The organism is Tumebacillus sp. BK434 (assembly GCF_004340785.1).
Classification (GTDB): domain Bacteria; phylum Bacillota; class Bacilli; order Tumebacillales; family Tumebacillaceae; genus Tumebacillus_A.
In genome coordinates this window covers 597,045-611,721 of the sequence record NZ_SLXS01000003.1, presented here as the reverse complement: position 1 = coordinate 611,721, position 14,677 = coordinate 597,045, and the positions used below count along the sequence as shown (strand labels likewise).

The following is a 14,677-nucleotide window of genomic DNA, read 5'->3' as shown; positions in this document are numbered from 1 at the left end:
CACTCCGCGGTTTTTTCTTTTTTTCAGCAAACGGTGAACCTTTTGGCGAGTTGTTCGTATTACAAGTAGTTCCAGATCTTATCAAATTAATCTCTACTATGAAAGGGTGTAAAAAAATGGGGAATATTCTTGGGGTACTTACACAACCGGCCGCCGCGTTTGAACGGCTGCGCGGAAAAGGCGGTTGGGTGCTGACGTTGATTTTGCTGACGGCGCTGTCGGTGCTGGCCTTGTGGCTGCAAGGGGATGCGATGATCGGCACGATCGATCAGGAGCTGAGCAGACAGGCGGAGCGGGGACAGGAGATTCCGGAAACGGTCCGCGATCTTGCACTCGCATCTGCGCTTGGCATCGGCTACGTCACGGCAGCGCTCAGCATCGTGCTGACGATGTTTATCGGCGGTCTGCTCCTGCTGCTCGTCAACTTGTTCGTGCGCGGAGAAGCCACTTACATGCAGCTGTCGAAAGTTGCGCTCTACTCGTACATCCCGACGATCATCGGGACGCTGCTCACCGGGATCATCGCCTATGCGACCGGTGCGACCTCGCTGTTTGATGTGTCGCTGACGGCGGGCGCGTTTGTGTCCGATAAAACGTCGATGCTGTTCGTCCTCGCGCAGATGGTCAACCCGTTTGCGATCTGGAGCCTGGTGCTGATGATCATCGGGACTTCGGTGATGACGCGCAAAGGCCGCGGTTCTGTTGCGACGTGGATCGTGATCGGCTGGGCGGTCGTCAGCTTCCTCACCCTGCTCGGCTCGAAGGCGGCATAATCATGAACAAAAAGCTGATCTGGAGTTCTGTCATCGCCGTGTCGGTCATCGGACTCGTCGGGGCGAACGTCTACAATCTGAACAAAACGATCGACGTCTCCGTCGCCGCAGCGGAAGAAGGCGCGATCTCAGAAACGGTGTTCGCCAGCGGGCAGATCGAGTCGGCTGAGGTGCAGCACTATTTTGCCCCGGCGAGCGGCATCGTCGAGAAGTTGTCGGTCAAGCCCGGCGACGCGGTGAAAAAGGGGCAGACCTTGTACACGCTGCGCGTCGACGAGCTGCAGCAGCAGCTGAAGATGGAGCAAAACAACGTCAAGATCGCCGAAGCGGAACGCGAGGCGGCCCGCAAGCAAAATGCAGCGGCACAGAGCAACCCGCTCTTGTCCGGACAGAAGGTCGACCTGACCCTGTACGACCTGAAGATCGAAAACGCCAGAATGTCGGTGGAGGCGGTGCAGAAGAAGATCGCTTCCGCCACCGTCACCGCTTCGAATGCGGGCGTCGTCACACAATTGGACATCAAAGCGGGCCAGATGCTGATGGAAGGCGCTCCGGCGCTGGTCATCGCCAACCCGGGCGCGCTGCAGGTGCGCGCGCAGATCGGTGAGCTCGATGCGGGCAAAGTGCAGCAGGGGCTCGCCGTTACCGTCAGCGGCGACGCGTTTGCCGACAGCACGTACCCGGGCAAATTGACCTATCTGGCGCCGACGGCGGCGATCGCCAATCCGGCCGCCAAAGATCCGTCCGTGGAGATGGTCGTCGCCCTCGACAATCCGGCGCCCAAGCTGCGCCCGGGCTATAACGCAACGGTGGAGATCACGCTGACCGAAGCGGAGCGGCACCCGCTGGTGCCGCTGGAAGCGGTCAAGCGCGAAGGCGACAAAGCGCTCGTCTACCGCGTGGAAAACGGCAAAGCGGTCGAAGCGGAAGTCAAGACGGGCAAAGAGGATGAGACGCACATCGAGATCCTGAGCGGCCTGTCTGCCGGGGATGAGATCATCAAAAGCGTACCGGAGGACCTGCGCGCCGGCAAAAAGGTGAAGGTGCAATGATCACCTTGACCGGCATTTCCAAAACCTACGATCAAGGCGGGCTGGAAGTGCACGCGCTGCATCCGACCGACCTGTTCATCGGCCAAGGCGAATTTGTGGCGATCATGGGCCCGTCCGGCTCGGGCAAGTCGACGCTGATGAACCTGCTCGGCTGCCTCGACGTGCCGTCGGCGGGCCGCTATGTGCTGGATGGGGAAGAAGTGCAGAGCTTGACGGAAGATGAGCTGGCGATCGTGCGCAACCAGAAGATCGGCTTCGTCTTCCAGAGCTTCAATCTGCTGCCCCGCCAGACGATCTTGAAAAATGTCGAGCTGCCGATGCTGTACGGCGGCGTGCCGCAAGCGGAGCGCACGGAGCGGGCGAAGGAATTGCTCGCCAAAGTCGGGCTGGCCGACCGCACCTCGCACCGCCCGAACGAGCTGTCCGGCGGACAGAAGCAGCGTGTCGCCATCGCCCGCGCCTTGGCGATGAACCCGCCGATCCTGCTCGCCGACGAGCCGACGGGGAACCTCGACTCCAAGTCGTCGCTCGACATCATGCATCTGTTCCGGCAGATCAATGACGAAGGGGCGACGGTGATCCTCGTCACGCACGAAGCGGACATCGCCGAGCACGCCAAGCGCGTCCTGCGCTTCGGCGACGGCGTGATCCGCGAAGATGTGCAGAATGAGCAGCGCGCCTCCGGGGAGGTGCTGGCATGAATGTCTGGGAAAGCGTCCTGCTCGCCTTGGAGAACGTGCGCGTCAACAAAATGCGCTCCTTTCTCACGATCATCGGCATCGTGGTCGGCGTGGCGGCGGTCATCGCCGTCGTCTCGATCGGCCAGGCCGGCAAGTCGTCTCTGGTCAGCGAACTCGGCCAAGTGGCGGACGGCTCCTTTATCGTCATCCCGCAGAGCCAAGGCGAAACGGGCGGGGTGACGGTCGACGACGTGGAGCAGATCAAGCGTCTCAAGGGCATCGACGCAGCGATTGGTATGCTCACGCTTCCGGCGGAGTCGAAACATGGCAAAGAGACGATCAACTTCACCTTGAACGGCACCAACGCCGACTACATCAAGATCAACAACGTCAAGATCACAGCGGGTCATTTCTTCACGGCGGGCGAAGAGCGTTCCCGGCAAAAAGTGCTGGTCGTGGAGCAGAAGTACGCCGAGAAGATGTACGGCTCGGCGGCGGCCGCGCTGAACAAAAAAGTGACCTTGAACAGCAGCGTCTACCGCATCGTCGGCGTCTACAAAGTGGAGGAATCGCTGCTGGCAGGTCTGGCCGGCAACGTGTATAACGCCTTGTTGCCGCTCGGGGCGCTGCCTGGCGTCGGCGAAGTTCGCGACGTGCAGTACATCCAGGCGAAAGCGGCGACGGCAGACCAGGCGGAAGTCGGCAAGCAGCTCAAAGAAGTGCGCAAACTGCTCGCCAAGCGCCACAACACAGCGGCGTCGAACTACATCGCCCAGACCGGCGAAGAGACGCAGCAAGCGGTGGCATCGGCGTTTAACGTGGTGCAGACGATCATCGGATCGATCGCCGGCATCTCGCTGCTCGTCGGCGGGATCGGCGTGATGAACATCATGCTCGTCTCCGTCACGGAGCGCACCCGCGAGATCGGCATTCGCAAGGCGATCGGTGCGACGCCGGGCATGATCATGCGCCAGTTCCTCGTCGAAGCGGTCATTCTCTGCTTCCTCGGCGGTCTGATCGGCACTTTGATCGGCCTGCTCGCCGCGGGCATCTTCTCGATGGCGACCGGCTGGCCGTTCCTCGTCTCGTGGTGGACGATCCTGCTGGCGTTCGGTTTCTCGGCAGCAGTCGGCATTTTCTTCGGTCTGTATCCGGCAAACAAAGCGGCGCGGATGCAGCCGATCGAGTCTTTGCGCTATGAGTAAGAGCAGGAGGCCCTTCTGTCAAACGGCAGAAGGGTCTTTTTGTGTTGTGCAGAGGCAAGTGGTATAGGGTGTTCATTAGAACCGTTCTCATTTTATTCAAATAAAAAATTACGAAATCTTAATTAAAACGGGAAATATTTTTGCAAAAGCGTCATTTGTATGTTATTATCACGGTGTTATAATTATTTTCGAGGCAAGGTTTAATCTGTATGCAAAGCATAAGCGATGTATATTTGAATTTAGAATCCCCTTTGCGAAGCGTGCTGTGCTGCACGGGTAAAGGAATGAGTGGAGGTACTTATGATCTTAGATGTGCAAGGACTGACCAAGGTGTTCCGCAATCGCAAGTCCGAGTTTTATGCGAACGATAATATCAGCTTCAGCATCAAAGCAGGGGAAATCTACGGCCTCTTGGGACATAACGGTGCCGGCAAGACGACGCTGGTCAATCAGATCATCGGTTCGATCAAACCGTCGAGCGGTGAAGTGTACCTGCTTGGCGAATCGGTGCAGAAAGATCCGCTCCGCGCACGCTCGATCTGCTCGGTGCAGCCGCAGTCGCAGCTGCCGCTCGGCTTCATGACGCCGACGCAGGCCGTCTCGACGATGGGCATGATGCGGATGGGCAAGAAAAACGATGTGAAAAAGCGCATGGAGATGCTGTTCGAGAAGCTGGACATGGGCCAATGGGTGAACACCGAAGGGGTCAAACTCTCCGGCGGGATTCGTCGCTTGACCTCCTTTTGCATGGCGGTGATCCAGCCGGGCAAACTGGTCGTGCTCGATGAACCGACCAACGACGTCGACCCGGTGCGCCGCCGCTACCTGTGGGACGTGATCCGCGACCTGACCAACGACGGCACCTCGGTCATCCTGGTCACGCATAACGTGCTGGAAGCGGAGAAGGCGGTCGACCGCGTGGCGATTCTCCACCAAGGAAAGTTTCTCACCCAAGGGACGCCGGCCGAAGTGAAGAGCACCGTTTCCAACCAGCTGCGTCTGGAGATCGGCTTGACGCATGACGCGGCAGACTACGCGCTGCCGGAGTGGGTGCAAAGCTCGCGCGTCAACGGCGGGCGGATGATCCTGTCGATCGACCAGGAGCTGGCGACCACGGCGATCGAATGGGCGCACCAACAAGCTGAACATGGCGGCATCATCGACTATTCGCTGGCCCCGACCACGCTGGAAGACGTATATGTCACGCTGACCGGCGGACGGGAAGCGGAAGAAGGCGCGGGCGCTTACAGTTTCCATACGGGTAAGGAAGGTGCGGCAGTATGACGACAATCAAACAGTTTCAGTATGTCTTTAAGATGCAGTTTATGCGAAACTCCGGGAATCTGATGTTCTTCTCGATCATTCAGATCATGGTGTCGCTGGGGATTGTCATCGGTTTTACCTATCTGTTCGACAATCCGGAGAAAAACACGATTCTCTTCTTGGCAACCGGTGCGCCGACGCTGATTCTGATCATCACCGGCCTGGTCATTCTGCCGCAGCAGATCGCCAACGCCAAAACGGAAGGCTACATCGAATTCATCCGCACCTGGCCGGTCAACCGCGGGCTCGTGCTGGCGGCCGACACGCTGTCCTGGCTGATCATCACCATTCCGGGCATCGCGATCTCCACGCTGGTGGCGCACTATGTGTACGATCCGGGCTATGACATCTCGTGGACAGTGCTGCCGGTGATCGTCCTGATCGCGCTGACTTCGATCGGGGTCGGCTACGGCTTCTCGTATGCGTTGTCGCCGCTCGCTTCGATGGCGCTGTCGCAAGTCTTGATCTTTGGCGCACTGATGTTCTCGCCGATCAACTTCCCGATGGAGCGTCTGCCGGAGTGGCTGCAGACTCTGCACCACATTTTGCCGCTGTACTCGATGGCGGAGGTCATGCGCGCTTCGATGGCGGAGAATGCGTTTACGGCCGGAACTGAACATTACATCACGTTGATCATTTGGGGAATTCTCGGCTACGGCGGCGCGATCCTCATTCTCAACAGAAAATAAACACCACACGCTTGACAGCTGTTTTTACAGAGGACGATCAACCCCCTGTCACGACAGCTGTTTTTATTTGGAAACTATTCGATATTTGCAAGGGGTGGATGGGGTGAAAATGTATCAATCTTTGGTCGAAGCTTTGCGTGAGAATGCCGGAACCGGTGCTGGGGTTCGCTTTCTCAACAACTCGACGAATGAAGAAGTTCTTGCGTACGAAGCGCTGCTCGCCGAGGCAGGCCAGTATCTGGCCGCTTTTCAAGCGAGGGGCGTGGAAAAGGGCGATGAGCTGGTGCTGCAGTTTCTGGCGCCGCGGTCGTTCCTCACCGCGTATTGGGCTTGTCTGCTCGGGGGGATCGTCCCGATCCCGCTCTCCTATGCGGACAATCTGGTGAACACGCGGAAAGTGTTCACCGTCTGGGAAGTCTTGCAGTCCGCGTGGATCGTCACCGACTGTGACAAGCTGTCCGCCAAGCTGACGGCGTATGCGGAGGAGCATGACGGGGCGGAGCAGAGCGCGGTGATGACCGCTCGGCTGTTTCAGCCGGAAAGGGTCGAAGTCGCCGATCGGCAGCCGCAGTTCTATGAGCCTGGGCCGGAGGACATCGCGTTTGTGCAATTTTCTTCCGGGTCGACGGGGCAGCCGAAAGGGGTCGTCCTGACACATCGCAATCTGTTGACCAATATTAATGACTTAGTCAATATATTTGAAATTACGGAAAATGATCGTTTCTTGAGCTGGATGCCGCTGACGCATGACTTTGGGATGATCTTCTTCCATCTGGCCCCACTTGTGCTCGGGGTGGAACAAAACATCATGCCGACGAACACGTTCATCTGGAATCCGACCTACTGGCTCAGCTCGGTGCACAAGTATCGGGCGAGCGTCTTGGGATCGCCGAACTTTGGCTATCGTCATTTCCTAAAGCGCTTTAAAGCGAAGACGGCACAGGCGGAAGCGTGGGACCTGAGCTGCGTAAAAGTGATCATCAACGGCGCGGAGCCGATCTCGGCGGCGATCTGTCAGGATTTTGCCGACAGACTCGGCGCGTACGGTTTGAGCGAATCGACGGTCCGGCCCGGCTACGGGCTGGCGGAAGCGACGCTCGTCGTCTCGGCCTGCAAGCGGGAGCAGGGTGTGCAGTCCTATGCGGTCGATCGCCGGCAAGTGGGGATCGGACAGCCGGTTTCCTTTGTTGAACGAGACGCTGCCGAGGCGATGGAGCTCGTCGACTGCGGGCATCCGGTGCAGCACGTCGAGGTGCGCATCACCGATGAACAGCGCCAGCCGCTCGGGGAGGACATCGTCGGCACGATTGAGATCAGAGGCGGCAGCGTCACGGCGGGCTACCACCACAATCCGGAAGCGACGGCCAAGGTGCTCAGCGCGGACGGCTGGCTCAACACGCAGGACCTCGGCTTTTTGCATGAAGGGCGTCTGGTGATCGTCGGCCGGCAGAAAGAACTGATCCTCATCGGCGGGGCCAACTATTTTCCGCACGACATCGAGAAGGTGATCCTGCAAGGCATCGGCGAGGAGGAGCTCAACAAGTACATCGCCTGCGGGGTGCCGAATGCGGAGACGGGCACGGAAGACTTGGTGATCTTCGTCTACTACAAAAAGCAGTTGGACGGCTTCCTGCCGATCGTGGAGCAAGTGCGGGAACTGGTGCTGAGCGGCGTGGGTCTGCGCGTCGACCACGTGCTGCCCGTCACGGCGATCCCGAAGACGACGAGCGGGAAGGTGCAGCGCTTCCAGCTGATCCAAGACTTTCAAAGCGGGAAGTTCGCATCTTTAATGGCACAGATGCCAAAGGATGTAGCGGATCAACAAAAGACGGAAGGTTCTGAGTTACAAAAGGCACTGGCGGTAAACCTGAGCAGCACAGCTGTCCCGGCCGGCGGGGAATATTTGACCGTGGTGAAAGGTGAAGTGGAGCGCTTGCTGGGTACGGCGGTCGACGATGTGAACACCGGGTTTTTCGATCTGGGACTGAGTTCGATGCAGCTCTTGATCTTGCAAGAGCGTCTGGAGCAGCGGACCGGCATGGCGCTGACCAGCACGGCGGCGCTGGATTATCCGAGCATTCGCGTGTTTGCTGAGCTGTTGGAACAGAAGCAGCAGGCGCAGGTGCAACCGCAAGGCGGGCAGGGCAAGCGCGAAGAAGCGAGCGGTGCGGTCGCGGTGATCGGGATGGCCTGCCGTTTTCCGGGCGGCTCGAACACGCCGGACGCATATTGGCAGCTGTTGCACGAGAGCATCGACCCGGTGCGGGAGATTCCCTCCGGGCGCTGGCAGCAAGACCGGGCGGCCAAACAGAAACTGACCACGTCGCAGGGCGGGTACTTGGACGACATCGACCAGTTCGATCCGCTGTTCTTCGGCATCTCGGCCAAGGAGGCGGAAATGTTAGATCCGCAGCAGCGGCTCTTGCTGGAGCTGAGCTGGGAAGCGTTAGAGGACTCCGGGCGCGACCCGAAGTCGCTGGCGGGCAGTCAGACCGGCGTTTTCATCGGGATCGCCGGGAGCGATTATCTGCAGCTCGGGCGCGATCTGGGCCAGCTGCCCGGCCCGTACATGTTTACGGGCAACATGCTGAACAGCGCGGCGGGACGATTGTCCTACACGTTTGGGTTCCAAGGCCCGTGCATGGCGATCGACACCGCTTGTTCGTCCTCGCTGGTGGCGATGCATCAAGGGATGATGCAGTTGAGGTCGGGCGCGTGCGATCTGGCGCTGGCCGGTGCGGTCAACCTGATCTTGCGCGCGGAGGCGCACGCCAGCTTCTCGAATCTGCAGGCGCTGGCCGAGTCGGGCCGCTGCCGCAGCTTCGATGAAGGAGCGGACGGCTACATCCGCAGCGAAGGCAGCGCGGTGCTGGTGCTGAAGCGGCTGGAGGATGCCGAGCGGGACGGCGACCCGATCTGGGGCGTGATTCGCGGCGGCGCGGTCAACCATAACGGCCAAAGCGGCGGGCTGACCGTGCCGAACGGATTGGCGCAGCAAAAGGTGATTCGCCAAGCGCTGGCCGATGCCGGGCTGCTGCCGGAGCAGATCGATTATGTGGAAGGGCACGGGTCGGGCACGAAGATCGGCGACCCGCAGGAGGTCAACGCGCTGGCCGAAGTGTTCGCCGGGCGCGAGCGCCCGCTGTATCTGGGCAGCGTGAAGTCGAATCTCGGCCACTTGGAGACGGCAGCCGGGATGGCCGGCATCTGCAAAGTGCTGCTGGCGATGCGCCACGGGCGGCTCCCGGCGAACTTGCACTACCGGAAGGGCAACCCGCTGATCGCTTGGGAGCGCCTCCCGGTGCAGGTCGTCGACCGCACGATGGCGTGGGAACCGCGCGACGGCGTCTACCGGGCCGGGATCAGCGCATTCAGCATCAGCGGCACCAATGCGCACCTCGTGCTGGAAGCACGCGCAGAGCGGGCAGAACGGCCGGTGCTGACGCCGCGTTCCGCCTACTTGTGCACGCTCTCGGCGCGCACAGAAGCGTCGCTGCGCCAGTACGCTCGCGAGCTGGCCGCCTGGTGTGAACAGCCGACGGCCGGACTGGCTGAGCTGAGCCGGACCTTGAACACCGGCCGCGCCGCTCTGCCGCGCCGACTGTCGCTTGTGGCCGGGAGCCATGAGGAGCTGCAGAAGCGGCTGACCGGCTTGCTGAACGGCGAGGAAAAGCTGGGCGCGGACGCTGCAACGGCAGGCGGACGTCTCGTGTTCCTCTTCACCGGGCAAGGGTCGCTGTATGCGGAGATGGCGAAGGAGCTGTACGAGGATTCGGACGTGTTCCGCGAGCGGCTGCATGCGCTGGACGCGGCGTTCCGTCCGCAGATTGGCGTCTCGCTGATCGACCTGCTCTACGGGGGCGGGGCGGAAGATCTGCAGCGGCCGCTGTACAGCCAGCCTTTGATCTTCTCCGTTCAGATCGCGCTGGCGTCGTTCTGGGCATCGCTCGGGATCACGCCCGACCTGCTGATCGGGCACAGCATCGGCGAATATGCGGCCGCCTGCGTGGACGGGGTGATCAGCCTGGACGATGCGGTGCGCATGGTCGCTGCACGGGCTCAGGTGATGGATCGCACGCCCGCCGTCGGGCGCATGATCGGGATCTTGGCCGGCGTTGAGAAAGTGCAGGAGCTGATCGAAGGGGTGGCAGATGTTTCGATCGCCGCCGTCAACTCGCCGGACAATGTGACCGTCTCCGGCGGGAAAGCGAGCATCGATGAGCTGGCTATGCGGGCGCGGAATGCGAGATTTTTCGTGCAGGAGCTGGCGGTGTCGCACCCGTTCCACTCGGTGCTGATGCGCGAACAGGCGCGTCAATTGGCAGACGCCATCTCCGACGTGCAGTTCCATGCGCCGTCGCCGCGCCTGATCTCGGCGGTCAGCGGCGAACTGGCCGCAGCAGGCAAGGAGATCGATGCCGACTATTGGGCCGGGCATCTGGTCGAGCCGGTGCAATTTTCGGCCGCCCTGCAAACGGCCGTTCAAGCGGGGGGCCGGGTGTTCCTGGAGATCGGGGGCACAGCGACGCTCTGCGGGTTGGCCGCACAGAATTTTGACCGGGAAGAACTGGCCTTCTTGCCCAGTCTGCGCATGGGCCAACCGGCGTGGAAGCCGCTGCTGGAAAGCGCAGGAAAGCTGTGGGAGCGCGGGTGGAACGTCCGACTCGGCGCCTTGGATGAGGGCAAGCCGGTGCGGGTGGACAAACTGCCGCACACCCCCTATGACCGCAAGCGGGTCTGGTTCCTGGAAACGCAGCTGGCACCGGCTGTGTATCAGGAGGTGGCTGCCGCTGCTGAGCCTGCCGCCTTGGTGCTCGACGAGCCGATGGAGCAGACGGGCGAGCACCGTGCCAACGCCGACTTGCCGAGCCAGTTGAAAGGGAAGATCGAAGAGGTGACGGGAGTGGCCGCCGAGGAGATCGCCGAGGCGCAAAGCCTGTTCTCCTTGGGCATCGATTCGCTGATGCTGGTCGAGATCAGCAAATTTATTCAGAAGCAGTACGGGGTGGAGATCGCCCTGAACACGTTTTTCACCGAGTTGAACACGGTGGAAAAAGTGGCTGCGCATCTCGCCGAGCAGGGGGCCGTGCCATTTGTGTCGGTCGCGCCGGCCGTGCGAGCGGTGCAGACTGCGCCAACCGCACCGGCTGTGCGGGAGGTGCCTGCTCCGGTTGCTGCAGCGGATGGCGTGCTGGAGGACATCTACCGAAAACTGGCCCACTTGGAGTCGCTGATCCTGTCGCTCGGCGCGGTGCAGGCGGAAACGCAGCAGCCGAAAATCGGCGAGGTCGCGGAGCGGCCCGCATCGTTCGAACTGGCTTCCGATGAGCGCCGCATGTATTTCATGTCGTTCTTGGCTGGCGGCAATGAGGCGCACCAGATCCGCGGCACGTTCAATCTGGACGGCCCGGTCGATGTCGAGCGGCTGAAACGGGCGTTTGCAACGGTTTCCACCCAGCATGAGATGCTGCGCAGCTCCTTCCGCGTCGAAGGGGCGCAGGTGGTGCATCAGATCGCCGATGCGGTCGAAGCGGAGTTCTTCGTGGCCGACTTGCGCGTGGACGGGGAGCAGGAGCGGTTCGATCAATTTTTCCGCCGCCCGTTCGATCTCGCCACAGCACCGCTATGGCGGTGGGGCGTGACGGTCGATCCGGCGGGACAGCATCAGTTCACGCTGAGCATCCATCATATTATCGCCGATGGCGTCTCGCTGAATCTCTTGTTGAATGACATCTCGGAAGTCTATCAGCATGGCAAGATGCTGGGGACACCGACGCTTTCCTATCACGAGTTTGTCAAGCGCGAGCAGCAGTTTCTCGCCAGTCCCGCCGCCGCCGAGCAGGAGGCGTGGTGGCGGCAGCACTTGCAGCCGCTGCCGCAGACCTTGAACTTCCCGAGCGATGCGGCAAGGCCGGAGATCAATGAATTCCGCGGGGCGACCTGCTATTTCGGCTTCGACAGCGACGTGCTGGCGAAGGTGAAGGAAGTCGCGATGCGAGGTGAGAGCACGACCTTTATGGTGCTGATCGCGGCGTGGACGGCGTTCCTGGGACGGATTGCCCATCAGTCCGACTTCTGCATCGGCGTGCCGTGGAACCGGCGGATGATCGGCGACTTTGCCCGCACCGTCGGGATGTGCACGCAGACGCTGGTGCTGCGCATGCAGCCGGAGCGCTCGCGCTCGTTCCTCTCCTATCTGGATGCGGTGAAAGAAGTCAGCCTCGCCACCTATGCGCGCTCCGATTATCCGCTCGACCTGCTGCTCAGCGGGCTGAACGTGGAACGGGATATGAGCCGCAACCCGCTGTTCGATGTGATGTTCAACTACGAAAAAGACGGGCAGCGCATGCTCGATTTCGGCGACGTGCGGGGCGTGGTCGGCCGCTTCCCGGTGCAACATGCCCAGTTCGACCTGTATCTCGACATGTTTGAGCATGATGACGTGCTGCAGTGCCGTCTGAACTATGCGACACCGCTGTTCGCAGCGGCTCGGGTAGAAGACTGGGCCCAGCGGTTCCAAGCGTTTCTGGTGGACGTGCTGCAGGACCCAGAGCGTCCGCTCGGCGGCTTCTCGCTGCTGCGGGCGGAAGAGGAGCGGGAGCTGCTGACGCAAGGACGCGGCCCGGCGGTGCAAGGACAGCCGTTCGCACGCGATCTGCTCGACGACAGCTTCCGCGCCCACATGGATCGTCCGGCCGTCTGGTATCAGGGGCAGGAGCTCACGTTTGCCGCTCTGCAGGCGCGGGCCGAAGTGCTGGCCAGCCATATGATCGAGCTGGGCTTGGAGCCGGGAGACCGCTTCGGTCTGCTGCTGCCGCGCTCGCCCGATCTGGTTGCCGCGATGCTGGCCGGTCTGCAGATCGGCTGTGCTTGGGTGCCGCTCGACACATCGTTTCCGCAAGAGCGGCTGAGCTACATGGTCGAAAACAGCGGGGCAAAACTGCTGATCGGCGACGCCGCCCTGATCGAGCACAGCGGCTATGGACTGCCCGCGCTCGATCCGGCGGTGCTGGAGACGGCGGTCGCCGGTTGGCAACGGCCGGTGCAGATCGCGCCAGATCAGCTCGCCTATGTGATCTACACGTCCGGCTCGACCGGGCGTCCGAAAGGCGTCGAGCTGGAACAGTGTGCGCTCGCCAACTTCCTGCAGGGGATGGCCGAGGCGCTCGATTGGACGCCGGGGGCGCGTACCGCCTGCCTGACCACACCGTCGTTTGACATCTTCCTGCTGGAGACCCTGCTCTGCCTGGCACAAGGCGGCTGCATCGTGCTGGCGGACGACAGCGACATGGCCAATCCGGCCAGCGTGCTGCGCTTGGTGCAGGAAGGGCGGGTGGAGGCACTGCAAGTGACGCCGACCCGCCTGCGCCTGCTGTGCGCCGACGCTTCGATCGCCCACGAGATCCTGTCGGGAGTTTCCACGCTGATCGTCGGCGGCGAAGCGTTTCCGGCGCAGCTTCTGCCTCTGTTGCAGCAGCATCCGTCCCTGCGGATCTTCAACGTCTACGGCCCGACCGAGACGTGCATCTGGTCGACCTGCAAGGAGCTGACCTCCGCAGAGGACGTCACGATCGGCTTGCCGATTCGCGGCACGAACGTCTATGTGCTCGATCCGTTCGGCGAGTTCGCGCCGCCGGGGATGGAAGGCGACCTCTGGATCGGCGGGGCCGGCGTCGCCCGCGGTTATGTTGCCAATCAGGCGCTCACCGGCGAACGATTTGCCGCTGACCCGTTCTCGGGCGGGCGGATGTACCTCACCGGGGATCGGGCGCGCTGGAAGAACGGGGAATTGGAATGCCTCGGCCGCGGCGATGACCAGATCAAGCTCCGCGGGTTTCGCATCGAGCTCGGTGAGCTCGAAGAGATCCTGCGCAAGCACCCGGCGGTGACGAACGCCGCTGCGACCGTGCGCGAACTAAGCCCTGGCAACCAAGTCTTGGTCAGCTTCTATCAGCGCACGCCGGAGCTTACGGTGACGGAGAGCGAGCTGCGGGCCTGGCTGGCCGAGCGTCTGCCTGCGTACATGGTGTCGGAGTTCCTCGTCGAGCTCCCCGCCATTCCGCAGACGCTGAACGGCAAGGTCAACCGTCAGGCGCTGCCCGCCTTGCCGAGCGCTTCGAGCGCTTTGCCGACCGATGTGGAGACGGAGGGCGGACCGCTCGATGGAGTGCTGGTGAACATCTGGAAAAAGCTGCTCGGCGACCGGCCGATCGGCCTGCATGATTCGTTCTTCGATCTCGGCGGCAACTCGTTCAGTCTCGTCCTGCTCTACGCGGAGCTGGACAAAGAGTTTCCGGGCCTGCTGACCGTGCCCGACCTGTTCGCCTTGCCGACGATCGCCAAGCTGAAGGCGTTTCTCGAAGCGGCGACCGGTGACAGCTCGCTTGAGGGCAGCGGCTTGCTGCCGCTGACCGGCGATTGGTTCGAGACGGGAAGCGGCGAGCGCAGGCTCGTGGAGACGGAGCTGGAGCCGGAGATGCAGGCGAAGATCGCGGAGCTCGGGGCAACGTATCGCTTGGATTTTTCGGAAACGCTGCTGGCGCTGTACGCGCTGTATCTGCAGAAAAGCCTCGGTGCCGAGCAGATTCCGCTCTGGCTGCTCGGCGATGCCGAGCAGGTTGCGCGCATCGATTTCCGCTTTGCTGCCAACATGGAGCTGGCGCAGGTGTTCAGCGAACTGTCGGCCGGATTGCCGACATTGCGCGACTACCAGCCGCTGCGCAAGCTGAACCTGACCGCGAAGGCGGACGGGCAGGTGCGGGCAGGATTCGCGGCCGATCGCGGTGTGGATGCGCGCCGCGTGCTGCGCAAACTCGATTTTTATCTGCTGGCTGAACCGCACAACGGCCGTGTCCGTTTGCGCTTCGAATATGGTAACCGCTTGTCCGGCTCCGCGCTGCGGAACCATTTGCTGCGCTTTAAAAAGCTGCTCAAACTTGTGGCAGGCATGTAATG

Annotated in this window: 7 protein-coding genes; all 7 read left to right on the top strand. The window is 61.6% G+C overall.

Translation table 11 applies throughout. The annotated features are described in order from the left end of the window. The first annotated feature begins 116 nt into the window (after positions 1 to 116). The 7 genes from yknW to EV586_RS11005 all read left to right on the top strand — a co-directional run bounded on the left by yknW (position 117) and on the right by EV586_RS11005 (position 14,675). Positions 117 to 773: a YknW family membrane protein gene (yknW, locus tag EV586_RS11035; protein ID WP_165898532.1), complete on the top strand. Its 657-nt coding sequence runs from the start codon at positions 117 to 119 to the stop codon at positions 771 to 773. Positions 774 to 775: 2 nt separating this feature from the next. Beyond that, positions 776 to 1,825 (top strand): efflux RND transporter periplasmic adaptor subunit, encoded by a 1,050-nt coding sequence (locus EV586_RS11030; protein ID WP_132945143.1) that lies wholly within the window; start codon positions 776 to 778, stop codon positions 1,823 to 1,825. After that, entirely contained in the window at positions 1,822 to 2,526 is a 705-nt protein-coding gene (locus EV586_RS11025) for an ABC transporter ATP-binding protein (protein ID WP_132945142.1), read from the top strand. Before EV586_RS11030 ends, EV586_RS11025 begins: the two co-directional genes overlap by 4 nt. Next, positions 2,523 to 3,710, top strand: a complete 1,188-nt coding sequence (locus EV586_RS11020; protein WP_132945141.1) for an ABC transporter permease — start codon at positions 2,523 to 2,525, stop codon at positions 3,708 to 3,710. The genes EV586_RS11025 and EV586_RS11020 overlap by 4 nt, the downstream gene beginning before the upstream one ends. Before the next feature lie 300 nt (positions 3,711 to 4,010). Further along, positions 4,011 to 4,994 (top strand): ABC transporter ATP-binding protein, encoded by a 984-nt coding sequence (locus tag EV586_RS11015; protein WP_132945140.1) that lies wholly within the window; start codon positions 4,011 to 4,013, stop codon positions 4,992 to 4,994. Further along, positions 4,991 to 5,722, top strand: coding sequence for an ABC transporter permease (locus tag EV586_RS11010; protein ID WP_132945139.1), 732 nt, complete (start codon positions 4,991 to 4,993; stop codon positions 5,720 to 5,722). The genes EV586_RS11015 and EV586_RS11010 overlap by 4 nt, the downstream gene beginning before the upstream one ends. Before the next feature lie 109 nt (positions 5,723 to 5,831). Beyond that, the gene (locus tag EV586_RS11005) at positions 5,832 to 14,675 is read left to right on the top strand and encodes a non-ribosomal peptide synthetase/type I polyketide synthase (protein ID WP_243653022.1); all 8,844 of its coding nucleotides are present in this window, start codon (positions 5,832 to 5,834) and stop codon (positions 14,673 to 14,675) included. Positions 14,676 to 14,677: the final 2 nt, after the last annotated feature.